This is a genomic window from Halomonas maura, from assembly GCF_030409305.1.
GTDB lineage: Bacteria > Pseudomonadota > Gammaproteobacteria > Pseudomonadales > Halomonadaceae > Halomonas > Halomonas maura.
Genome location: NZ_JAUFPQ010000017.1, coordinates 117,475 through 139,923, shown reverse-complemented (window position 1 = coordinate 139,923; position 22,449 = coordinate 117,475). Strand labels below are relative to the sequence as shown.

The 22,449-nt window shown below is 70.5% G+C and carries 22 protein-coding genes; 11 read left to right on the top strand and 11 right to left on the bottom strand.

Going from position 1 to position 22,449, the window contains the following annotated elements:
- Nucleotides 1-90: 90 nt before the first annotated feature.
- From tenA to QWY76_RS10700, 4 genes are all read right to left on the bottom strand, one after another.
- The gene (gene tenA / locus QWY76_RS10715; protein WP_290311180.1) at nucleotides 91-759 is read right to left on the bottom strand and encodes a thiaminase II; all 669 of its coding nucleotides are present in this window, start codon (nucleotides 757-759) and stop codon (nucleotides 91-93) included.
- Between the two features lie 307 nt (nucleotides 760-1,066).
- Complete coding sequence (locus QWY76_RS10710; RefSeq protein ID WP_290311179.1) at nucleotides 1,067-1,996, bottom strand: lysophospholipid acyltransferase family protein; 930 nt, start codon at nucleotides 1,994-1,996, stop codon at nucleotides 1,067-1,069.
- A 4-nt stretch (nucleotides 1,997-2,000) separates the two neighbouring features.
- Entirely contained in the window at nucleotides 2,001-2,381 is a 381-nt protein-coding gene (locus QWY76_RS10705; protein ID WP_290311178.1) for a DUF4870 family protein, read from the bottom strand.
- 85 nt (nucleotides 2,382-2,466) lie between these two features.
- A complete protein-coding gene (locus QWY76_RS10700) occupies nucleotides 2,467-2,847 on the bottom strand; it encodes a VOC family protein (RefSeq protein WP_290311177.1) in 381 nt (126 codons plus the stop codon).
- A 40-nt stretch (nucleotides 2,848-2,887) separates the two neighbouring features.
- Here QWY76_RS10700 and QWY76_RS10695 point away from each other — a divergent pair, with 40 nt between their 5' ends.
- The 5 genes from QWY76_RS10695 to QWY76_RS10675 all read left to right on the top strand — a co-directional run bounded on the left by QWY76_RS10695 (nucleotide 2,888) and on the right by QWY76_RS10675 (nucleotide 8,967).
- Nucleotides 2,888-3,526 carry a class I SAM-dependent methyltransferase gene (locus QWY76_RS10695; RefSeq protein WP_290311176.1) on the top strand — a complete coding sequence of 213 codons (639 nt, stop codon included), beginning with the start codon at nucleotides 2,888-2,890 and terminating at the stop codon, nucleotides 3,524-3,526.
- Between the two features lie 167 nt (nucleotides 3,527-3,693).
- The gene (locus tag QWY76_RS10690) at nucleotides 3,694-5,109 is read left to right on the top strand and encodes an MFS transporter (protein WP_290311175.1); all 1,416 of its coding nucleotides are present in this window, start codon (nucleotides 3,694-3,696) and stop codon (nucleotides 5,107-5,109) included.
- A gap of 82 nt (nucleotides 5,110-5,191) precedes the next feature.
- Nucleotides 5,192-6,985 (top strand): acyl-CoA dehydrogenase, encoded by a 1,794-nt coding sequence (locus tag QWY76_RS10685; protein WP_290311174.1) that lies wholly within the window; start codon nucleotides 5,192-5,194, stop codon nucleotides 6,983-6,985.
- A 189-nt stretch (nucleotides 6,986-7,174) separates the two neighbouring features.
- Nucleotides 7,175-8,023, top strand: a complete 849-nt coding sequence (locus tag QWY76_RS10680) for a 3-hydroxyacyl-CoA dehydrogenase NAD-binding domain-containing protein (RefSeq protein WP_290311173.1) — start codon at nucleotides 7,175-7,177, stop codon at nucleotides 8,021-8,023.
- 170 nt (nucleotides 8,024-8,193) lie between these two features.
- Nucleotides 8,194-8,967, top strand: coding sequence for an enoyl-CoA hydratase-related protein (locus tag QWY76_RS10675; protein WP_290311172.1), 774 nt, complete (start codon nucleotides 8,194-8,196; stop codon nucleotides 8,965-8,967).
- 70 nt (nucleotides 8,968-9,037) lie between these two features.
- On the opposite strand, the gene thpD is transcribed toward QWY76_RS10675, so the two are convergent.
- The 3 genes from thpD to QWY76_RS10660 form a co-directional block, all read right to left on the bottom strand.
- Entirely contained in the window at nucleotides 9,038-9,988 is a 951-nt protein-coding gene (gene thpD, locus QWY76_RS10670) for an ectoine hydroxylase (RefSeq protein WP_290311170.1), read from the bottom strand.
- Between the two features lie 130 nt (nucleotides 9,989-10,118).
- On the bottom strand, nucleotides 10,119-10,889 hold the full coding sequence (locus tag QWY76_RS10665) for a Mut7-C RNAse domain-containing protein (RefSeq protein WP_290311168.1): 771 nt from the start codon (nucleotides 10,887-10,889) through the stop codon (nucleotides 10,119-10,121).
- Between the two features lie 36 nt (nucleotides 10,890-10,925).
- A complete protein-coding gene (locus QWY76_RS10660; protein WP_290311167.1) occupies nucleotides 10,926-11,840 on the bottom strand; it encodes a DMT family transporter in 915 nt (304 codons plus the stop codon).
- Nucleotides 11,841-12,115: 275 nt separating this feature from the next.
- Here QWY76_RS10660 and QWY76_RS10655 point away from each other — a divergent pair, with 275 nt between their 5' ends.
- On the top strand, nucleotides 12,116-12,811 hold the full coding sequence (locus QWY76_RS10655; RefSeq protein WP_290311166.1) for an aspartate/glutamate racemase family protein: 696 nt from the start codon (nucleotides 12,116-12,118) through the stop codon (nucleotides 12,809-12,811).
- A gap of 9 nt (nucleotides 12,812-12,820) precedes the next feature.
- Here QWY76_RS10655 and QWY76_RS10650 read toward each other — a convergent pair whose 3' ends face one another.
- Entirely contained in the window at nucleotides 12,821-13,717 is an 897-nt protein-coding gene (locus QWY76_RS10650) for a LysR family transcriptional regulator (protein WP_290311165.1), read from the bottom strand.
- A 112-nt stretch (nucleotides 13,718-13,829) separates the two neighbouring features.
- Between QWY76_RS10650 and QWY76_RS10645 the strand changes: the two genes are divergently transcribed.
- Genes QWY76_RS10645 through QWY76_RS10630 form a run of 4 tightly spaced genes read left to right on the top strand, consistent with a single transcriptional unit; the run spans nucleotide 13,830 to nucleotide 16,459 of the window.
- Nucleotides 13,830-14,468, top strand: coding sequence for an NAD(P)-dependent oxidoreductase (locus QWY76_RS10645; protein ID WP_290311164.1), 639 nt, complete (start codon nucleotides 13,830-13,832; stop codon nucleotides 14,466-14,468).
- 10 nt (nucleotides 14,469-14,478) lie between these two features.
- Entirely contained in the window at nucleotides 14,479-15,117 is a 639-nt protein-coding gene (locus tag QWY76_RS10640; RefSeq protein ID WP_290311163.1) for a DsbA family protein, read from the top strand.
- 34 nt (nucleotides 15,118-15,151) lie between these two features.
- Nucleotides 15,152-15,997, top strand: coding sequence for an MOSC domain-containing protein (locus QWY76_RS10635; RefSeq protein ID WP_290311162.1), 846 nt, complete (start codon nucleotides 15,152-15,154; stop codon nucleotides 15,995-15,997).
- A gap of 6 nt (nucleotides 15,998-16,003) precedes the next feature.
- Nucleotides 16,004-16,459 (top strand): GNAT family N-acetyltransferase, encoded by a 456-nt coding sequence (locus QWY76_RS10630; RefSeq protein WP_290311161.1) that lies wholly within the window; start codon nucleotides 16,004-16,006, stop codon nucleotides 16,457-16,459.
- Nucleotides 16,460-16,463: 4 nt separating this feature from the next.
- Here the strand turns inward: QWY76_RS10630 and QWY76_RS10625 are convergent, their stop codons facing one another.
- The 3 genes from QWY76_RS10625 to QWY76_RS10615 are packed head-to-tail and all read right to left on the bottom strand — an operon-like array spanning nucleotide 16,464 to nucleotide 20,996.
- The gene (locus QWY76_RS10625) at nucleotides 16,464-16,919 is read right to left on the bottom strand and encodes a hypothetical protein (protein WP_290311160.1); all 456 of its coding nucleotides are present in this window, start codon (nucleotides 16,917-16,919) and stop codon (nucleotides 16,464-16,466) included.
- Nucleotides 16,916-18,031 carry a catalase family protein gene (locus QWY76_RS10620; RefSeq protein WP_290311159.1) on the bottom strand — a complete coding sequence of 372 codons (1,116 nt, stop codon included), beginning with the start codon at nucleotides 18,029-18,031 and terminating at the stop codon, nucleotides 16,916-16,918. Before QWY76_RS10620 ends, QWY76_RS10625 begins: the two co-directional genes overlap by 4 nt.
- The gene (locus QWY76_RS10615; RefSeq protein WP_290311158.1) at nucleotides 18,015-20,996 is read right to left on the bottom strand and encodes a peroxidase family protein; all 2,982 of its coding nucleotides are present in this window, start codon (nucleotides 20,994-20,996) and stop codon (nucleotides 18,015-18,017) included. The genes QWY76_RS10620 and QWY76_RS10615 overlap by 17 nt, the downstream gene beginning before the upstream one ends.
- 179 nt (nucleotides 20,997-21,175) lie before the next feature.
- Between QWY76_RS10615 and QWY76_RS10610 the strand changes: the two genes are divergently transcribed.
- Nucleotides 21,176-22,447, top strand: a complete 1,272-nt coding sequence (locus QWY76_RS10610) for a hypothetical protein (RefSeq protein ID WP_290311157.1) — start codon at nucleotides 21,176-21,178, stop codon at nucleotides 22,445-22,447.
- Nucleotides 22,448-22,449: the final 2 nt, after the last annotated feature.

Genomic DNA, 22,449 nt, shown 5'->3' with positions numbered 1-22,449 from the left:
GATGGCAACAGTAGCGCCCATGGAAGGGTTCACAGCGCCCTCGCAGAGGCTTGTCGCCGGGCAAGCTCGGCTCTTGCGCGGGAAACATTCTCAGTCCGCGCGATCCAGGCCCATCTGCCAGAAGTCGATCTCGAGCCGCGTGGCATCGCGGAAGATGGTCGCCAGGCGCGCGAAGCGCTCCGGCGTGACCTCGGCCAGCCGGGCGTCGAGCCAGGCCCGCTCGTCGTGCATGGCGGCCTGGAAGGCGTCGCCCTCGTACATGGCGATCCAGGCCTCAAAGGGGTTGGCCGCGCCGCGCACCGTGAAGGGCTGGGCGTTCAGCCAGGCCGCGATCTCGCCGTAGCCGATCAGGCAGGGGGCCAGCGCCACGTGCAGGTCGAGCAGGTCGCCGCGGCTGCCGGTGTCGAGCACGTAGCGGGTATAGGCGAGGGTGGCCCTTGCCTCGGGCAGCGCCGCCAGGTCGTCCTCTCCGATGCCCCACTCGCGGCAGTAGCCGACATGCAGGTCGAGTTCCACGTCGAGGATGGTCTTCAGGCCCTCGAAGGCGTGGCGCAGCTCGGCCAGGGTGTGGCTCTTGTAGGCGGCCAGGGCGTAGGCCCGGGAGAAGTGCACCAGGAACAGGTAGTCCTGCTGCAGGTAGTGGCGGAAGGCGCCCTCGTCGAGGGAGCCGGCGCCCAGCGCACGCACGAAGTCGTGCTCGAGGTAGGCGCGCCAGTCAGTCTGGCAGGCGTCGGTCAGGTCGCTGAAGCGGTAGCCCATCGTGCCTCCGGTGCGGTCGGGATCCGGGGGCGGGCGCAGCGGGAGACGGGAGGAGGGCCGGACGGAAAGGGGGCGTGCCGGGCCCACCGCCTGATTCCCTACGCCGGTTCACGTGCGGGCCCATGGCCACGCACCCACCCGGATCAGGTTCCACGGGATCAGCGCTGGGCTCTCTGGTATCGAGCACGAGCCTGCGCCATCTCAGCCGGTTCCACCGGCACCCCGTCAAGCGAGTGGGGCCAGTCTAGCAGCTTGGGTCGGCAATACCAGCCCCGGCGAGACCTGTGCTACGCCGGGGCGGCGGGCCTCAGTAGAGGCGGAAGCGCTTCCAGTCGGCGCGCCCCGCCTCGCGCTCGGGGACCTTGCGATAGCGCTTGTATTCCCACTGGTACTGGGCCGGGTCCAGGGCGATGGCCGCCTCCACACTGGCGTTGACGCCGGCGGCGGAGCTCGCCTCGTCGGCGTCGTAGACCCGCGCGTCGGCGGCCAGGAAGTGCAGGGCGAAGCCGCGCCCGGGGAGGCGCCGGGCGATGCCGGTGACCACCCGGGCCTCGGTGCGCGCGACCAGCTTGGGCAGCAGGGTGGCGGTGTAGGCCGGGCGACCGAAGAAGGGCGCGAAGACCCCGCTGCCCCAGTCCGGCTCCTGGTCGGGGAGGATGCCTACCGCCTCGCAGCGCTTGAGCGCCTTGAGCAGGGCCGCCACGCCACGAGGATTGGTGGGCACCAGGCGGGCGCCCTGGCGTTCGCGGCCCTGGCGGGTCACCGGGTCCAGGGCCGCGAGCTTGGGTGGCTCGTACATGGCGGTGAACGGAAAGTGGCCCGACAGCCAGAAGTTGAGGATCTCCCAGTTGCCGAAATGCGGGGCCAGCACGATCACCCCGCGGCCCTCGGCGCGTGCCTCGTCGAGCAACTCGCGGCCATGGACCTCGAGGATCGAGGCCGCCACCCGTTGCGGATCGCCCATCCAGGCGAAGCCCAGCTCGAGCATGGTGGCGCTGGAGTGGGTCAGGCTGTCCCGGGCCAGGCGACGGCGGTCGGCCTCGCCGAGTGCCGGGTAGGCCTGGGCCAGGTTGATCCGGGTGACCCGTCGCTCCCGGGGGCTGGCGGCCTGGACGAGAGGGCCGGCGAGGCGGGCCAGCCGCCACAGCGGGGTCGGCCGCCAGGCGGACAGCCAGCGCCACAGGGTGGCGACGGCGCGGGCCTGGTGGCGGCCGGCGTTGGTCTGCGCTGCTGCCATGGCCTCAGACCAGCCAGGTGTCCGGATTGTCCGGCGCGCGCTTCTCCTGCAGGCCCTTGAAGCCCTTGACGCAGCGGATGATCAGCCACACGGCCAGGGCGATCAGCAGCGGGAAGCCGATCACGATCAACGTGAGCAGGCCGGCGACGGTCCCGTAGAGCAGGCCGATCCAGAAGGTGCGGATCTGGTAGCGGTAGTGCTCATCCAGCCACGCCGGGCCCTTGCCGCGGTAGACGTAGGCGATCACCACGCCCACCAGGGAGGTGAAGCCCACCACGAAGCTGGCCAGGTAGAGGGCATAGATCACCATGGCCATGGTGGTGTCGGGCGACGGGGCGGACTCGGCGACCACGGGATCGCGATGGGCGGTCTGGTTCTCGTTCATCGGTCGTCCTTGAGGGTGATGGAGCGGGACAGCGGCTCGCCCCATGATACCCGCTGAGGGCCATGATGCCACCGAGGCGGCCGGGTCAGCGCAGGGGGCGACTGATCTCCAGCAGGTTGCCGTCCGGGTCACGCAGGTAGAGGGACTCGAGCTCGCCGTTGGCCCCCTGGCGGGTCACCGGCCCCAGCTCCACCTCGACGGACAGCGCCTCCAGGTGCCGGCGGACCTCGGCGAGGGGCAGCAGGCTGCGCAGGCACAGGTCCAGGCTGCCCGGCGTCGGCGTGGCGGCCCGCGGCTGAATGTCGGTGGCGGTCCAGTGCAGGCGCAGGGCCATGTCGCCCAGCATCAGGTCGACGCGCTCCTGGTCCCGGTAGCGCACGTCGAGGCCCAGCACCCGGGTGTAGAAGTCCACGGCGCGGGAGATATCGGTCACGGTGATGACCAGGTGGTCCAGACCTGACAGCATGCATGTCTCCTTGGAAGAGTGATCTGGTTCAGAGAATACGATGATGCCGACCTGTCCGCTATGTGCTTCCCCCCAGACCGCCCCCTATCACCGCGATGCGCGGCGTGACTACCTGGCCTGCCGGGAATGCGCGCTGATCTTCGTGCCCGCCCACCAGCGCCTGGCGCCGGACGACGAGAAGGCGGTCTACGACCGGCACCAGAATTCTCCGGCCGATGCCGGCTATCGACGCTTCCTGTCGCGACTCTTCGAGCCCCTGGCCGCCCGGCTGGCCCCCGGGGCCCGAGGGCTCGATTTCGGGGCCGGCCCCGGGCCCACCCTCTCGGTGATGTTCGAGGAAGCCGGCCATCCCATGGCCATCTATGATCCCTTCTATGCGCCCGACCCGGCGGTGCTGGAGCGGACCTACGACTTCGTCACCGCCAGCGAGGTGGTCGAGCACCTCTTCGCCCCCGGCCGCGAGCTCGAGCGGCTGGCCGGGCGCCTGGCGCCGGGGGGCTGGCTGGGCCTGATGACCAAGCGGGTCGCCTCCCCCGAGGCCTTCGCCGGCTGGCACTACATCCTCGACCCCACCCATGTGTGCTTCTTCAGCGAGGCTAGCTTCACCTGGCTCGCCAGGCGCCTCGACATGCGCGTGCACTTTCCCGCCCGCGACGTCGTATTGCTGCAGCGTCGGTGACCGACTCCCTTTCGATAACCTACCGTTATCGAAAGGAAAAAACCTCGGCTCAGGGGGGCGAAGGGGATTGGCGGCAACCGGCGCCGGGCGTATATTCGAGCCCCATAGCGTCTTCCTGCGCGGCTGCGGCGGCGCCCGTCATACCGTCCGTCTCGAGGCTCCCGCCCATGTCCCGGCAGTTGCTGCTCATGGCCCTGGCACCCCTGCTGGGGCTGTTCATTCTGGGGATCGGCAATGGCTTTCTGGCCACGTTGATCACCCTGCGCCTCGATGCCGCCGGCGAATCGCCGGTGGTGATCGGCTGGGTGTCGTCCGCCTACTTCATCGGCCTGGCGCTGGGCGCGATGTTCAACGACCGCCTGCTGCTGGCGATCGGCCATATCCGTGCCTACGGCAGCTTCGCCTCCCTGGTGGCGGTCACGGTACTGCTGCAGGGGCTGTTCTTCGAGCCTGTCGCCTGGTTCGCGCTGCGCCTGATCGGTGGCTGGGCCACGGTGGGCGTCTTCCTGGTCATCGAGAGCTGGCTGCTGGCCGCCGGCGACGCCCAGGTGCGGGGGCGGCTGTTGGCGCTGTACATGATCGCCATCTATGCCGCCGGGGTGCTCGGTCAGCTGCTGCTGGGCGTCACCCAGTCCATGGGCCCCACGGCACCCTTCATGGTGATCGGCCTGCTGGCCTCGCTGTCGGTGCTGCCCATGGCCATGATCCCGCGGGTCACCCCGCTGCTCGAGAGGGCCGAGCCGCTCTCGCCGCTGCGCCTGATCACCCTGACGCCCACCGGCGTGGTGGGCAGCTTCGGCTCGGGACTGGCCGTGGCGGCGGTCTACACCCTGCTGCCGCTCTACCTGCAGCGGGTCGGCTTCGCGGTCGACCGGGTCGGCCAGTTGATGGCGGTCATGGTCCTCGGCGCCATGCTGTTGCAGTACCCGGTGGGGCGCTGGTCGGACCGTCACGACCGCCAGATGGTGCTGATCCTGATCGGCGCCTTCTGCGCCATGATCTCCGCCGGCATCCTCTGGCTGCCGCTGCCGCCCTGGGGGCTGGCCGCGCTGCTGTTCCTGCTCGGCGGCGGGGTCTTCTCCCTGTACCCGGTCTCGGTCGGCCATGCCGCCGACCGTGCCCCCGCCGGCGCCCTGGTGCGCATGAGCCAGGGCCTGCTGCTGATCAACGCCATCGGCTCGACGCTGAGTCCGCCGGTCATCACCCCGGTGATGGCCGTGGTCGGCGATGCCGGCCTGTTCTGGTCGCTCGGCGCCCTGGGCCTGATCCTGGTCGGCTTCTTCGGCTGGCGGCGCAGCGTGCGGCCGGCGCCGGTACCGGTGGCGCCGTTCTCGCCCACCACGCCGCTGAGTGCCGCGGGGGCCGAGCTGTCGGTGACCGAGGAGTGGGTGCAGGGGGCCCTGGAGCACGAGCATGTGGAAGACCTGTCCGGGGCCGTGCCCGACGTGGAGGTGGCCGAGCCCCTGGTGGGGCCGCCGCCCCCCGACGAGGCGCATATCGTCTACTACGCTGACGACGGGGCGACCCCGTCCGAGGTCGGGGCGCCGGGGCAGGAGGGCATGGCCGGCGCCTCGCGGTCGTGAGACGGCATGCGACCTAGGCCCAATGGTTAGCGGGTAGTAGTGAATCTACTATCGCCGGTATCATTTTTCCTGAGGTGCCGTCATGACTCCCTTCGCTGCTCCCGTTCGCGACGTCCGCTTCGTGCTCGAGGAACTCCTCGAGCACGACTCGCTATCGCTGCCCGGCTTCGAGGAGGCCACTCCCGAACTGGTCGAGGCGGTGCTGGAGGAGGCCGCCCGGCTCGCCGGCGAGGTCTGGGCGCCGCTCAATGCCAGCGGCGATCGCCAGGGCTGCCACCGGCGCGAGGACGGCGGCGTCGGCGTGCCTGAGGGCTTCGCCGAGGCCTATCGCGCCTACGCCGAGGGCGGCTGGAACGGCATCGGGGTCGCCGAGGCGCTGGGCGGCCAGGGCCTGCCCGAGGTGGTGGCCAGCGCCGTGCAGGAGATGCTGCATGGCGCCAACATGGCGCTGGGCCTGTGTCCCATGCTCACCGCCGGCGCCATCGAGGCCCTGGCCCATCACGGCAGCGCGGCACAGCAGGCCCGCTACCTGGCGCCGCTGGTCGAGGGCCGCTGGACCGGCACCATGAATCTCACCGAGCCCCAGGCGGGCTCGGATCTCTCCCGGGTGCGCACCCGGGCGGTGCCCGAAGGCGACCACTACCGGCTCTCCGGCCAGAAGATCTATATCACCTGGGGCGAGCACGACTGCGCCGAGAACATCCTGCACCTGGTGCTGGCGAGGACCCCGGACGCCCCCGAGGGCAACCGCGGCATCTCGCTGTTCCTGGTGCCCAAGTTCCTGGTCAACGACGACGGCTCCCTCGGCGAGCGCAACGACGTGACCTGCGCCGCCCTCGAGCACAAGCTCGGCATCCATGGCTCGCCGACCTGCACGCTGAGCTTCGGCGAGCAGGGCGGCGCCATCGGCTACCTGATCGGCGAGCCCGGCCGTGGCCTGAACCACATGTTCACCATGATGAACGAGGCTCGCCACAAGGTCGGCATCCAGGGCATCGGCGTGGCCGAGCGGGCCTGCCAGCAGGCCCTGGCCCATGCCCTGGAGCGCACCCAGGGGCGCCGTCCCCAGTCTCGTGGCGGCGAGGAATGCGCCATCGCCGAACACCTGGACGTCAAGCGCATGCTGCTGTCCATGCGGGCCCGCACCGATGCCCTGCGCGCCCTGGCGCTGACCTGCGCCGCCCAGATGGACGTGTCGCGCCATGCCGCGGACGCCGAGGCGCGCCATGCCGCCCAGGCGCGGGTCGATCTGCTGATCCCGGTGGTCAAGGCCTTCTCCACCGACCAGGCCGTGGACATCGCCTCCCTCGGGGTGCAGGTCCACGGCGGCATGGGCTACGTGGAGGAGACCGGCGCCGCCCAGCTGCTGCGCGATGCCCGCATCGCGCCCATCTACGAGGGCACCAACGGCATCCAGGCCCTGGACCTGGCCGGCCGCAAGCTGACCCGGGACGGTGGCGCCGCCCTCGACGGCCTGATCGACGAGGTGGAGGCCACCGCCAGGGCGCTGTCCATCAGCGAGGACCTGCACAGCCTCGGCGAGAGCCTGGCGGCCGGCGCCGCCGACCTGCGCCTGGCCGCGTCGCTGGTGCTGGAGTGGAGTCGCGACCCCGAGCTCGGCCCGGATGCCGTGCAGGCCCATGCCACGCCCTTGCTGACGCTGACCGGGCATGTGCTCTGCGCCTGGCAGATGGGCCGCGCCGCCCTCAGGGCCGAGGCCTCCCTGGCCGATGGCAGCACCGAGCCCTTCTATCGCGCCAAGCTGGCCAGTGCCGACTTCGCGCTGCGTCACTGGCTGCCCGTGGGCCGCGCCCAGCTGGCGGTGATCGAGGCCGGCATGGCGCGCCTGGCCGATCTCGACCCGGCCAGCCTCTGAGCCCCGGCCGTCCCCCGGTCGGCGGTCCTTCCGTCTGGCACCGTCCCGAGCGAGGGTGGTGAGCGTCACCGAGCGGCCCGGGCCGTCAAGCGGCCAGTTCCAGGCGTTCGTGCTGCGCGAAGTGGCGCGCAACCGGTAACCTGCAGGACGCGACACACGCTTCCTTCACCCGAACAGGAGAGTGCAGCAATGAGCCAACAACCGATCGGCGTGGTCGGCGCCGGGACCATGGGACAAGGCATCGCCCAGGTACTCGTCACCAGCGGCTTCCCGGTCCAGCTCTACGACGTGGCCGATGACCAGCTCGAGCGTGCCCGTGGCGCCATCGACCAGGGCCTGGGCAAGCTGGTGGCCAAGGACAAGCTGGCCGAGGCCGACAAGGACGCCGCCCTGGGGCGGCTTGCCACCAGCACGGCGCTGGATGCCCTGGCCGATTGCGAGGTGATCATCGAGGCGGCGCCGGAGCAGCCGGCGCTGAAGGAGAAGCTGTTCCGCGACCTCAGCCACCTGACCGGCGACGCCATCCTCGCCTCCAACACCTCCTCGCTGTCGCTGACCCGCCTCGCCGCCGTCTGCGAGCGTCCCGAGCGGGTGGTGGGCATGCACTTCTTCAACCCGGTCCCGGTGCTCAAGCTCGTCGAGGTGATCCGCGCCGAGCAGACCAGTGATGCCACCGTGGCGCGCATCGAGGCGCTGGCCGAGGCGCTGGGCAAGACCGCCGTGCCGGTGGGCGACTCCCCGGGGTTCGCGGTCAATCGCCTGCTGGTGCCGATGATCAACGAGGCGGCCTTCCTGGTGCAGGAGGGGGCGGCCACCCCCGAGGCGGTGGACGAGGCCATGAAGCTCGGCGCCGCCCATCCGCTGGGGCCCTTGGCCCTGGCCGACCTGATCGGCCTCGATGTCTGCCTGGCGATCATGAAAGTGCTGCAGGACGGCTTCGGCGACCCCAAGTACCGGCCCTGCCCGCTGCTCAAGCGCATGGTCGATGCCGGCTACCTGGGCCGCAAGAGCGGCCGCGGCTTCCATACCTATTCGTGAGGCCGACAACAGACAGCATTGCCGCCCAACCTGTCGGCTACCTGGGCCGCAACAGTGGCCGCGGCTTCCACGCCTATTGTGTGAGGCCGACCAAAGACAGGATTGCCGCCCAACCAAGCGTTCGCTAGGGTGGGGCGGTAGACCGTCCCACCACCAGCCCAGGAGATCCCATGAGCGAGCAGCTGATCGAGATGCAGGACAACGCCGGCGTCGTGCGCCTGACCATCAACCGTCCCAAGGCGCTCAACGCCCTGAACAGCGAGGTGATCGCCGGCCTCGAGAAGGCACTGGTCGAGCTGGAGGCCCGCGATGACCTGCGGGCTGTGCTGATCACCGGCGCCGGGGAGAAGTCCTTCGTCGCCGGCGCCGACATCGCCGAGATGAAGGACAAGACCCCCGAGCAGGCGCGCGCTTTCGCCGGCCAGGCGCTGCGCACCATCAAGCGCCTGGAGACCCTGCCGGTGCCGGTGGTGGCCCTGGTCAACGGCTTCTGCCTGGGCGGTGGCTGCGAGCTGGCCCTGGCCTGCGACTGGGCGGTGGCCAGCGACAATGCCGTCTTCGGCCAGCCCGAGGTGCTGCTCGGGGTGATCCCGGGCTTCGGTGGCACCCAGCGCCTGCCGCGCCGGGTCGGTCCGGCCATGGCCCTGGACCTGGTCACCACCGGTCGCAAGATCGATGCCAACGAGGCGCTGCGCATCGGCCTGGTCAACCGGGTGATGCCCCAGTCCGAGCTCGAGGACTATGTCGCCGAGCTGACCAAGCAGCTGGGCGGCAACGGCCCCCAATCGGTGCGCGGTGCCAAGCAGGCGGTGCACGATGGCATGGACCAGGACCTGGACAGCGCCCTGGCGCTGGAGACCAGCCTGTTCGCGCTGTGCTTCGCCGGCGAGGAGCAGACGGAGGGCATGAGCGCCTTCGTCGAGAAACGCAAGCCGAACTTCTGACCCGGCCCCGCCCTGGACAGTCGACCGGCCATGGCGAAGACGCCACGGCCGGTCTCGTTATGGGCCCGGTTCATTGCAGGGGCGCGACGCCCTGTCCCGCCAGTTCGGGGAAGGCGTCGTGCATGGTCAGGGCCGCGGTGGTCTCCCGAGCGGCGAGGAACTCGGGCCGTCGCATGGGCGCTGCGAAGGGCTCCTCCAGGAGATTGTCCACGCTGTTGTAGACGAAGAACAGGTTGGAGCGCGGCCAGGGCGACATGTTCTCGTTCGAGGCATGCAGGGTGTTGCACTCGAACAGCAGCAGCGAGCCCGCCGGCCCCTTGGGGGCCTGGATACCGCCATGCTCGGCCAGCCGGGCGAGAGCCGACTCGTCCGGCACGCCGATCGTCTGGGCCTTCAGGGAGTCCTGCCAGTTCATCGCCGGCGTCTCCCCCACGCAAGGCACGAAGAGACGGTGGGAACCGGGGATCAGCATCAGCGGCCCGTTGAACTCGTTGTTGTTGGTGAGCATCAGCGAGGCGCTCACCGCCCGCATCCGCGGCATGCCGTCCTCGGCGTGCCAGGTCTCGAAGTCGGAGTGCCAGTCGAAACCGCTGCCCTGGAAGCCGAACTTGTCGTTGATGCGGGATTGATGGATATAGACCTCGCTGCCGAGCAGCTGGCGCACCATGCCGAGGATGCGCGGGTCCCGGGTCAGGCGATCGAAGCGCGCGGAGAGCTCGTGCATGCCGAACACCGAGCGGATGGCGCCGCTGTGGGGGTCCTTGATGACCCGCTCGGAGTCCATCAGGGCCTCGTCGCGTGCCATCTCGCGCAGTTCCTCGAAGAAGGGCTCGGTGATGTCCCGGGAGAAGAAGCCGTTGAACCACAGGAAGCCGTCGCGCTCATAGCGCGACAGGGCCACCTCGTCCAGGGGGCCGTCCCAGCGGTATTGGTTGCGGGCGTGGACGATCGGCTCGTTGCGGGGAAGGGCGGCCCTGGGGGTAGTGAGCCGGGTGGGATAGTGGTCCTCGCGATCGCTCATCTGCTCTGCCTCCTGGCTTGGCGGGGCAAGCGCTGGCGGGATGGGGCCCAAGCCAGGGTGACGATCCTTCTGGCGAGTCCCATCGGGTGACGGATGTCCGGGCCCTGTCCCTGAGCGACGGAGCTATTGCCTACTGTGGTGGTCGGGAGACGGGTATTTCAAGGCGTCGCCTGAGCCGCTCCACTAGCGCCTGCATGTGGGCCACATGGCTGCCGTGCCAGTAGACCTGGCCACAGGCCTCGCACTGCAGGAAGTCGTCCACGTAGCGTCGGGTCAGCGGCTCGAGGCGGTGGTCGACCGCGGCCTTGTCCACGGTCACGAGCCGTCCGTTGCAGCGGGTGCAGCGGGTGAAGGGCGCCAGTTCGCCGAGCAGCGAGAAGGCCCGGGCGACCTCCTCGAGTTGGGTGATGGGATCGCCGGCGCGCACGCAACGGCCGAGCGCGACGCGCTTGCGCTTGAGCAGGTTGCGATCCCGGGTCAGCAGGATGCGGCCCTCCCGCTCGGCTCGGGCGGCGAGCGCGGCGTCGTCGGCCTGGTGATGATAGCGGCAGTCGAAGCCCAGCAGGCGCAGGTAACGGGCCAGGCGCCCCAGGTGGACGTCGAGCAGGAAGCGCGGAGGGTGTGGCAAGGGGGGCATCAGGTGCCGGAGGGCGTCGGCCGGCACCGCCGCGCCGGCGGGATAGACGTCCACCCGGTCGCCGTCCCGCAGCCGGTAGTCGAAGCCCAATGAGGCGCCGTCCACCAGGATGATGTCCACCTCCGGGTGGGGCACGCCCAGGGCCTCGATGGCATCCTTGATGGCGGCCTGGCTATCGAAGGGGTAGGCGAAGCCGCGCGCCCGCCGCTGCGGCGGCAGGAAATCGTTCAGCTCGTCATGGAAGCGGAAGCGGGCGATGGCCATGGCAAGGCCCCGGCGGCCAGCGGAGACGACTCGGTTTCAGTCTAGGGGCTCGCCGCCGGGAGGCTCAACGCGGTGCGACCCGGGACGGCGCAGCCGGACCATGCGGGTGGCGATGGCCGTGCCGGCCAGGGTGATGGCCATGCCGGCGAGCACCTGCAGGCTCAGGGTCTCGTCGAGCAGCAGGTAGCCCCACAGCAGGGCGCTGACCGGCACCAGGAAGGTGACGGTGGAGGTGGCGGTGGCTCCGGCGCTGGCGATCAGTCCGAAATAGAGCAGGAAGGCCACGGTGGTGCTGAATACCGCCAGCGCCAGGCCGTTGGCCCAGCCCAGGGCGCCGATGGGGGCCTCCGGCCACAGCCACAGGCCGGGCAGCAGCAGGATCAGCGCCGACATGGCACAACTGCCGGCGGCCAGCACCCGCACCGGCAGGTGGGGCAGGTAGGTCTTGGAGAAGTTGGTGGCGATGCCGTAGCAGAAGGTGGCGCCCAGCACGGCGAGGATGAACCAGCCGTCGCCGCCCAGGGCGAAGTCCAGCCGGTCGGCGGAGAGCACATAGACACCGAAGAAGGCCAGCGCCAGGCCCAGGTACTGGCGGCGGTGCACCGGCGTGGCGAAGAACAGCGCGCCCAGCAGGGCGGTGAACAGCGGCGTGGTGGCGTTGATCAGCGAGGTGAAGCCGGCCTCCAGCCGCGTGGTGGCGAGTGCCAGCAGCGAGAAGGGCAGCACGTGGTTGACCAGACCGAGGATCGTCAGCTTGCCCTTGTTCTCCCAGACCTGCCGCAGGTAGTGCCGCCCCAGCAGCAGCGGCAGCATCAGCAGCGCCCCCACGCCCATGCGCACCAGAATCAAGGGCACCGGGCCGAACTCGGGCACCGCCACCCGCATGAAGATGAACGACATCCCCCACAGCGAGGAGAGCAGGATCAGGCGCAGGGTGTCGGCCGGAGACATTCGGGATCCTTGAGCGAAGCTCGGGTGGGGCGGCGATGTCTAGGCAGGGTAGGCGTTTCCTCCATCCGCGGGAAGGGGCGCCAGGGCGGCACGGACGGGCATGATCGCTACCGGCCGGCTGGACCTCCCCCTGGCCAGGCAGCATTATGCCCTGGAGGACATCGCTGGGGCCTACGACCTCTTCGCCCATCAGCGCGACGGGGTGCTGACGGTCGCCATCCCGGCCGGCCGAGTCGTTGTGGCGGTCGGCCTCACCCAGGTATCCAGGAGGGATCATGAAGACCATCGGCCTGCTCGGCGGCATGAGCTGGGAGTCCACGGAGAGCTACTACCGGGCCCTCAACGAGGGCGTGAAGCGCGAGCTGGGCGGGCTGCACTCGGCCCGAGTGGCGCTGTACAGCGTCGATTTCGCCGAGATCGAGGCCCTGCAGCGCGAGGACCGCTGGGCCGAGGCGGGCGAACGGCTCGCCGAGGCGGCCCGATGCGTGCAGGCGGCGGGGGCGGATTTCCTGTTGATCGCCACCAACACCATGCACAAGGTGGCGCCCGAGATCGAGGCGGCCCTCGAGATTCCGCTGCTGCACATCGCCGACGCCACCGCCGAGCGATTGCGCGAGGATGGTATTCGGCGGGTGGGACTGCTGGGCACCCGCTTCACCATGGAGCAGGCCTTCTATCGCGAGCGGCTGACCGAGCGCTTCGGCATCGAGGTGCGGGTGCCGGAGGCCCGCGAGCGGGAGACGGTGCACCGGGTGATCTACGAGGAACTGTGCCACGGGCGCATCGAAGCGTCCTCGAAGGCCGAGTACCTGGCGATCATCGACTCGCTCCACGAGCAGGGGGCCGAGGCGGTGATCCTGGGCTGCACCGAGATCGCCCTGCTGGTGGGCCAGGCCGATACCCGTGTGCCCCTCTACGACACCACGGCGATCCATGCCGCCAGCGCCGTGGCCAGGGCCCTCGACGCCTGACGGCCGCTACTAGCCCGCCAGTGCCTCCCGGCAGAAGTCCACGAAGGCGCGTGCCCGGGGCGAGGCGAAGCGTCCGGGCGGGTAGACGGCATAGAGCCCGCCCCGCGGCAGCCGCCACTCGGGCAGCACCCTGACCAGCGTGCCCGCGGCCAGCTCCGGCGCGGCGCTGAGCTCATCCAATACCGAGATCCCGCCCCCCTCTCGCAGCAGGGTCCGCAGCAGGGTCGTGGCGTCGGTCCTGAGCCGGCTCGGTATCTGCACCCGCTCGTGGCGGCCGTCGACATGCCTGAAGGTCCAGGTCAGCGGGGCCGGCAGCAGGCTCAGCGCCAGCCAGTCGTGGTCGACGAGCTCGGCTGGCACCCTGGGGGTGCCGGCCCGGGCCAGGTACGATGGTGCGGCCACCACCAGCTGTTCGAAGTCCCTGAGCTTCACCGCCTTCTGGGTGGAGTCCTTGAGCCAGCCCAGCCGGAAGGACAGGTCGATGCCTTCCTGCACCGGGTCGAGGATACGGTCGCTGGAGCGCAGCTCGAGCCGGACGCCGGGGTGTGCGGCCAGGAAGCGACGCACCAGCGGCGCCAGGGACTGCACCGCCAGCTCCGTGGGCGCGGCGATGCGCAGGGGCCCGCGAAGGTCGGCGGCCTCCTGGCCGGCGTCTTCGAGCGCCGCCGTCAGGCCGGCGAGCAGCGGGGCGCAGCGCTCCCGCAGAGCCTCCCCTTCGGGCGTGAGGCTGACCCGCCGGGTGGTCCGGGTGAAGAGCGTCGCGCCGAGGGCTTCCTCGAGCCGGCCGACACGCTGACTGATGCGCGACTTGGCCGTGCCCAGGCGCTCGGCGGCGGCGGTGAAGCCGCCGGCCTCGGCGACTGTCACGAAGGCTTCCAGATCGTTCAGGTCGAGGCCGACGCTCATGGTATTGTTCCGATATCGATAACAGTGTTATCGAGTTTATGCTGTTTTTACGATCAATGTGGACTCCGATAATGGCGCCCATCCCGACACGCCTTAAAACGGAGAACGCATCATGAAGCTTGCCCTGATCGGTGCCAGCGGTTTCATCGGTTCCGCCCTGTTGAACGAGGCCCTGGCGCGGGGCCATGCCGTCACCGCCCTGGTCACCCGCCCCGAACGGCTGTCCCCGCAGCAGCGACTGACGCCGGTGAAGGCGGATGTCCGCGATCCCGCGGGGCTCGTGGCACAACTGCGCGGTCACGAGGCCGTGATCAGCGCCTTCAGCGGCCATGCCCAGCCGGACGTGCTGGGCTACTACGAGCGCGGTGTGGAGGCCATCCTCACGGCCATCAAGGCCGCGGGTGTCCCGCGCTTGCTGATGGTCGGCGGTGCCGGGGCCCTGGAGGTGGCGCCCGGCATCCAACTGTTGGACACCCCCGAGTTTCCCGCCGAGTACCGGGCCACCGCCGAGGGGGCGCGCAGGGCACTGGCGATGTTGCGCGCCGAGCCCGAGCTGGACTGGACCATGCTGGCGCCCTCGGCGCTGATCGCCCCGGGGGAGCGCACCGGCGATTTCCGCCTGGGCGAGGACCGCCTGCTGGTGGACGCCAACGGCGACAGCCATGTCTCGGTGGAGGACTATGCCGTGGCCATGATCGACGAGCTGGAGCGGCCCGCCCATTCGCGTCGTCGCTTCACCGTGGGCTACTGAGGTGAGCGTCATGCGCCCGGTGCTGCACTATATCCACGATCCGCTGTGCGGCTGGTGCTATGCCGTCGCGCCCCTGGTCGCCGCGCTGGTCGAGCGGGCCCCGAACCTGGAGGTGCGGCTGCACGGCGGTGGCCTCTTCGAGAACCGCCGCCTCGACGAGGCGATGGTCCGCCATGTCCGCGCCAACGATGCCCGCATCGCGGCGCTGAGTGGCCAACCCTTCGGTGCCGCCTATCGCCACGGCCTGCTGGAACGCGGCGACACGCTGCTGGATTCACCCGCGGCGAGCGCCGCCATCCTGGCCGTGGAGGCAGTGGCGCCCCACAGGGCGCTGGTCATGCTCGAGGCGATCCAGCGGGCACATTACCGGGAGGGGCGCCGGGTGGTGGATGCCGCGGTGCTGACCGAGCTGGCCGAGGCACAGGGCCTTGCGCCGGCGGCCTTCACCCGTGCCCTCGCGGCGGCACGCGGGCGGGTGTGGCCGCATATCGCCGCCACCCGTCGCCGCATGGTGCAGCTCGGTGCCAGCGGGTTCCCCACCCTGGTGCTGGAGCAGGACGGTGACACCCGGGTGCTGGATCATGGCCGCTACTATGGCCGGCCCGCGGCCTTCGCCCAGGCCGTCGTCGCGCCGGCCTGCGGGTGCTAGAGTGAGGCCTTCCATCATCGCCAGGGAGGCAAGGATGCGCATCACTCAGCTCACCATCTATCCGGTCAAGTCGCTGCGGGGGATGGCCCTGCAGACGGCGACGCTCACCCGCCGCGGGCTCGCCTACGATCGCCACTGGATGCTCGTCGACGACGACCATCGCTTCGTCACCCAGCGCGAGCTTCCGGCCATGGCGGGCGTGGCCGTGCGGCTGACCGACGAGGCGCTGGTGCTGGATCATCCCCGGGCCGCACCGCTGATCATCCCCCTGGCACGGACGGGGCAGTCGCGGCTCCGCGTGCGCATCTGGAAGGACACCTGCGAGGCCCTGGACGAGGGCGCGGAGGCGGCCGAGTGGCTCACCGAGGTGCTGGGCGGCGTCGAGGGCGGCGGGCTGCGCCTGGTGCGCTTCCCCCCGGATCATCGCCGCGAGGTGGAGGCCGACTACCTGAGGGGCGAGTCGGCCCACACCGCCTTCCCCGACGGCTATCCACTGCTGGTGACGCATCAGGCATCCCTCGACCGGTTGAACGAGCGCCTCGTCGCCAAGGGGGTCGATGCCGTGCCCATGAGCCGCTTCCGACCCAACCTCGTGGTCGAGGGCAGCGCGCCCTTCGCCGAGGTCGACTGGGACGCGCTGGCCGTCGAGTCGGGGATCCGCCTGGGGCTGCGCAAGCCCTGCAAGCGCTGCAAGATCATCACCCAGGACCCGCTCACCGGCGAGGCGCCAGTGCCCAAGGAACCGCTCAAGACCCTGGTGGAGATGGACACCCAGCCGGGCTGGCGGGGCGCCTTCTTCGGCCAGAACGCCATCCCGCTCGACGGCGTCGGACAGGCGCTGCGCGTCGGCGAGCGGCTGACGGCGACGACCAGGGTGTGAATCGTCGTGCTGTCACTGATGCCGGCGCCGGAGAGCGCCCGCGGCTGGGCCGCCGCCCTGGTGCAGGTCAATATGCGCGAGGCCTATGCGCGCCACGGCCTGTCCTGGGATCCGACCGCCTTCGCCGCCGACTGGGAGGCCGGGGAGAACTATCTGCTGCGATGCGAGGGGGAGGCCGTCGGCTATCTGCGGCTCTTCGGCCATGCGCAGCGGAGTTTCCTGCAGGACCTGCAGGTGGTGGCCGAGCGGCGTGGGCGCGGCCTGGGGACGCAGGCGCTCGAGGCGGCCGAGTCGATCGCCCGTCGCCAGGGCAGCCGGGTGCTCCGGCTCAAGGTCTTCGCCGACAGTCCGGCCGTGCGCCTGTATCGCCGCCTCGGCTTCGTCGAGCGGCTGCATGAGCCGCCGCTGATCGGCATGGAATGCCGACTCAGGCACCGCCCTGGTACCGGCGAGTCGGGGTAGCGCGCTAGTCGCCCTTCGGCAGTTCCAGGGCGAAGTCCAGGATGCGGCGCTTGCCCAGCCACACCTTGCCCAGGTAGACCCCCGGCTCGATCTCGCGGATCTCGTCGCGCACCGCGCGGAAGAAGAACGAGGTGCGCGAGTAGTCGATCACGATGGTCGGCTGGCCGTCCATCCAGCTGGGAGCCCGGTAGACCTTGGCCACGATGAAGCCCAGCCCGAAGGGCGAGACCTTGTTGACCAGCACGCCCGCGGAGCCGTCCTCGGCGAACATGTCGAAGACCTTGCCCTGCCAGGCGAACAGTCGGGCGAAGGTGGCGAAGGCCTTGGCCAGGGGCGTTCCGGCGACGATGGGCGTGCCGCGGGTATCGCCCTGGGGGATCTCCCCCGGCGTCGCGTCGCGGTAGAGGGTGTCGAGCTCGTCGCGACTCATGCCCAGCCAGTCCTGCACCGTTGCGCTCATGGGGAACCTCCCGTTGGGTGTCGGCCTGCCTCGGCGGAGGACGCCAGCGAGGCCTGATGTTCGGTGCGCAGCGCGCCGACCGCCCGGTAGATGCCGCGCCTCACGCGATTCACGCCGCCCAGCGGGCGGTGGTCGGGGTGGCCGTTCCAGGGGTTGAAGGCCATGCCCTCGCAGCGCGACAGCGCCGCCGGGTCGTCTACCCGTTGGGCCGGCAGGGTCAGGCGCGCCACGGTGTGGAAGGGCGAGCGGCTCTCGTCCCAGGCCACCGAGGCATCCTCGATGGGCATCCGCTCGGGGTCCTGCTGGAACTGGACCTGCAGGGCCAGGCAGGCGCCGCCCTCGGCCAGGCGCCCGGCCAGGGCATGACGCAGGAAATCGGGATCGTCGCCCCCGGCTGGCGCGGCGGTCGGGGAGGGTGCCCCGTCGCAGGGGCGCACCGCATACTTGACCGCCTCGCCCTCGCCGTAGCGATAGGGGGTGGTGCTCCAGAAGGGCATGTCGAGCAGGCTGTCGGGCCGGCCGCGTGCCTGCCAGGCGATCCACAGCGAGCGGGGGTGGCTCAGGAAGTACCACCACATCCGCTCGTCGGTGGCCGCCTCGACGAAGGCATGGAAGGCCTCGGGCGTGCCGGCGAACAGCACCGGGTGGCTGTTGAGCAGGAAGTCCTGGCGGCCCGGGGTGCCGTCGACGCCGCTGGCGCCGGGCACAGCCTCCACACGGATCGACAGCCCGCGCAGGTCCTTCTCCCGGTCATCCTGGCGGGTGGCGTTGGCGAAGCGCAGAGTGGCGGGGTACTCGCCGGGCCGGGCGAAGAGTCCTCGGGCCAGCCGCTCGGGGAGGTCGGGCACCCGCAGCACGGCCGAGGGGCAGGCCAGGGTCTTGGGCTGGTTGAAGCGGGGGATGGGCCGCTCGGGGTGCGCGCTACGCTGGCGCCGGTAGCGCGCCAGGATCCACTCGGTCATCTCGGCCTCGAGGCGGGATTCTGCGGGGGAGACCCGCTCCTCGGCGATGGCCAGGGGCGGCTCGGCGTCGCCGCAGCCCGCGACGGCGGCGAGCATCAGCACCAGCCCCGCATGGCGGGGCCGGCGACCGCAGTCAGGGCGCGAAGGCATCATCGGCCTCGGCCCCCGGACGCGGGGTCCAGTCCAGGGAGTAGTAGGCGCCCCGATCCCGCGCCCAGGGGTCGAAGACGTTGACGACCGGGTCCAGCTGCGCGGCGAGGGCCGGCACCGTACGCTGCAGCACGCGCTTCATCGGCGACACCGGCTGGCGATGGCCGTTGGGGGCCCCGTCCTCCATGATCACGCCGTCGGGGCCGTTGTGCATCACCCACTCGTGGCCCAGTTGGGTGTAGAACTCGGGGCGGAAGCTGGACGTGAAGAAGCGGTCACTGAACAGGCGCCGCGAGGCGTTGAGGATGAACACCACGAACTGGGTCTCGGAGATGGCATAGCCGTGGGGGCGCACCGGCTCGGCCAGCCAGCCGACCACCGTGTCCAGGTCCTCCACGTTGTCCACCAGGGTGCCGTCGGGATGCCCCAGGCAATCATCGGGATAGTCGCCGTCGGCATCGCGATAGGCATGCGAGATGACCTTGTCGGCGTCGCAGACATGCTGGCCGTAGATCTCGCGCATCCTCGCCGCCATGGTCTCCTGGTGCCGGCGTTCGGGGTGATCGTCCGGCAGCGTGGTATCGACGAAGTCGTCGAAGCCGGTCAGCTGGCGCAGGCCGTACTGGCGACGGAACTCGTTGAAGCGGGGCACCCCTCGCTCGCGGTCGCGTATGATGTCGAGGGCGGCGATGTCGAGCCGGCCGGTCGCGGAGCCCAGGTGCCCCATGGCCAGGTTCTGCAGGAAGCGACCGTGGTTGCCCAGGCTCAGCAGGCCCAGCCGCTGGCGCCCCATGCTCAGCGCCCAGTCGGCCAGCCCCTCCTGGCGCAGCAGGTCGCTGGCGCCGGCGCGGAAGCCCTCCAGGGCCGGGACCTTGGCGTGGATGCGGTCGGGGTCGGCGAGGTCGCGCAGTTCCAGCAGGTCGGGGACCAGCGGATGCAGCCGATAGACGGTGACGAACTCCTCGGGAAAGTTGAACGGCGAGCCGAAGTGGTTGGTGCCGCCGTTGACATGCTCGGGGTTGGCCAGCGACCAGAGGTCCTGGCGCTGCCCGCCGAGGGGGGTGAACACCGAGGCGTCCGCGTAGCGCTCGCTGCCCAGGCCGAAGATGCCCGGGCCGGCCGCGAGCACCGAGTACCAGGCGTTGGCATGGCGGTCGTCGTCCGAGGCGCGCAGGCGCTCCAGGACCCGGGATAGGGCTTCCTCGACCAGGTCGTGCTCGTGGAAGAGGCCCTTCCAGTTGGCATTCATGCCGCGATACAGCGGCTCGTCGTAGAGCAGTTGCGTCGTCCACTCGATGGTGTGGATCTTGGCGATCATCGCCGAGACCACCAGGCGGGCGGCCTGGAACAGCTCCTCGTCGCTGACCTCGGCATAGCGGATCACGGCGTCGGGGTCGGCGGGGTCGCGCAGGCCGGAATCGGCATCGGGGGTCGCGGCGGCCCGGGTGCGGAAGGCTTCGACGAAGGCATTGTGCTCGCGGGCGAAGACGTTGTGGTAGAAGGCCACGCCCAGCGTCCAGTTGTCGGGGAAGGCGGTGGCCGCCTGGCCCGACCAGGCCGGGTGGATGGGGTCGCAGGCCTCGGCAGTGGTTGTCTCGCAGGGCGGTCCGAAGCGGGGCAGGTAGCCCTGGCCGTCGTCGGCCTGACCGGGCAGCGGCGGCAGCAGCAGTCTGGCCGGGTCTTCGGGGGCACGCTTGACCCGCTGCACACTGGTCGCGTCGTAGCCATACAGCTGGGAGGCGTCCCACCAGGCGGTCACCGTATTGTCGAAGGTGCGGTGGGCACGAGCCTGGTAGCGCTGGCCCTGGTGCTCGAAGGTGTCCGCTGCCTCGTGCTGGGCCACCAGGCTGCGCTGGAAGGCGTCACCGGGCCGGCAGCCCAGCGACGCCGCCTGCTCCTCGGACAGGTCGCAGCCCGCCGGCTGCAGCCCGGCGCGGTCGTTCTCCCCGCCCTCCAGGTGGGAAAACCAGTCATGGGTCATGAACTGGATCCAGTAGGCCGCCAGCACGTTGAAGAAGGGCGCCTTGCGATAGTCGCAGTGCGCCTCGGGGGCGTGGTCGGCCAGGCCGCGGCCCTCGTTGCACAGCTCGGGCCGCGACTGCGCCCGGCTGAACAGCCGTTGGCTGATGCGCTGGGGATCGGGGCTCAGCAGGTCGAGCCGGTCGCCGTGGCGCGCCCGGGTCAGGGCCGTATGGCCCTCGGCCGGGAAGGTCTCGTCGAATGCCACGTTGCGGGCGAAGCGGGTGTCGCTGGCGCCCATCAGGGGATTGCGCAGGTCGTTGCAGATGCCGGTCAGGGTGCGCTGGCGGATCAGCTCGCCCTGGCACAGCTGCTCGCCGTCGCCGCCCACCGCCGTGTAGGCCGGGTGGTCGGGTGGCAGGCGCATGGCATCCCAGCGGGTCAGGGTGGTGCCGGGGGCGCCGTTCCGGCCCTGCACGTACTCGCGGTAGGTGGCGTTGTCGAAGAGGTTGAACTTGATCAGCTCGACTCGCTGGAACTCCAGGTCCATCAGGGCGCCGTCGATTCCCCGGTCGTTGGGATTGAGGTGGACCCGCTCGCTGAGGCCGCCGACCAGCGAGCGCAGCCAGCCGTCGTCATAATTGGCGTTGCGCGAGGCGCCGTCGCCGGTGGCCCAGTAGCTCTGCCAGTCGCCCCAGGGCCGGTCGCGGCGGTGCGCCTCCAGGGCGCGCCGGCCGCCGCGGCAGTGGGCGGTGTCTGCCTCGACCTTGCCGAGGAAACGGTCGGCGCGGTCGTCGGGTATCTCGCGCAGGCCCGAGGCCACCATGCGCTTGCAGGCTCGTAGCGACGCCCAGGTCTCGAGCCAGGAGGGCCGGTCGGCTTCCGGGTGGGCGGACGACGACGCATCGGCCATCAGCGGTGCGGCGGGCAGGGCCAGCAGCAGGATGAGCGGGAGGGGGCAGGCCAGATGGCGTGCGGGGGAAGAGCCCTGTCGCAGGGTCGGCATGCCGGAAACCTCCTCGGGAAACGCGGCGTGCCGGCCAGCCCTTCCCTGTCAGATCGGCGATGAAAGCATGAAAAGTATAGTCAACGCTTTTCCTACGCCGCCATGCTCGAGTCTGACTAGACTGCTAGTACACGTTCGCCTACGGCACCGAGTCAATCCGCCGGGACAAGGATGATGCCATGGTCACCCAATCGGCCCTGAACCTGGTGATGCCCATCCGGTCGAGCCATGTGGCTCTGCTCGAGGAGTCGCTTGCTGCCCTGCGCGAGGATCCGGCCGGCAACGCCATCCTGCCCCTTGGCCAACTGGAGGCTGTGCATTTCGCCCGCTGGGTGCTGCTGCCCGTGGCCCACCGTCGCGGCGGTCGGCACTATCCGGCCCAGCTGGTGCTGACCGCCAACCTCGACGGTGATCCCGACGCGACACTGGACACCATCGTCACCGTGGGGGGAGCCGGCCTGCGCGGGCTGCTGGCCCACTGCGTCGACTTCCCCGATGGCGCCGATGCCGGGGTGACCCGCGACTACCTGGCGGCACATCGCCAGCCGGTGGGGGCCTTCTACGTCAATACCCTGGGGCGCAGCCTGGCCCAGGTGAGCCTCGAGGCCCGGCTTCATGCGGCCCTCCAGCAGCACCTGGATGACGGCGACTGGCAGGGCCGCTCGCCCCGCCAGATCCGCCAGGAGCTGATCCACTTCGTGGCCGGCCGTGCCGACCTGAGCGAGGCGCTGTCGCCGGCCTCGGGGCCGAGCCGCTGGCGCTGGCTGCGGGGCTGGCTGGTACTGGGGGCGATCGCCCTGGCGGGGCTGGCCCTGGCCGTGCTGCTGCTGCCGCTGACGCTGCTGGCCCTGGCCGTGCTGCGCCTGCATGAGATCGCCAATGCGCCCCACAACCGTCGTCCCCGGGACGGTCGGGTGCGGGCCCTCGAGGACGACGAGGATCACGGCGTGCACAACCAGCTGTCCGCGGTGGGACATATCCAGGCGGGGCCCTTCCGTCGGGGAGTGCTGCGGGTCGCGCTCTGGCTGCTGCAGTTCGCCGTCTCCCATGTCTTCTACCGGGGCAAGCTCGCCGAGATCGACACCATCCACTTCGCCCGCTGGGTGATCATCGACCGGGGCGAACGGGTGGTGTTCTTCAGCAATTTCGACGGCAGTCCCGAGAGCTACCAGGACGACTTCATCGAGCGCGTCGCCTTCGGCCTGAACCTGGTGTTCAGCAACGGTGAGGGCTGGCCACGCACGCGCTGGCTGCTGTTCGGCGGCGCTGCCGACGAGCAGGCCTTCAAGGCCTACTACCGCGACCATCAGGTGCCCACGGCGGTGTGGTATCGGGCGCCGGCCTACGCCGGGCTGACCGCGGTCAATCTGGCCAACAACGCGGCCATCCGGGCGGGGCTCTCGGGGGCCCTGAGCGATGCCGGGTGCCGTGCCTGGCTGCAACGGTTCTGATG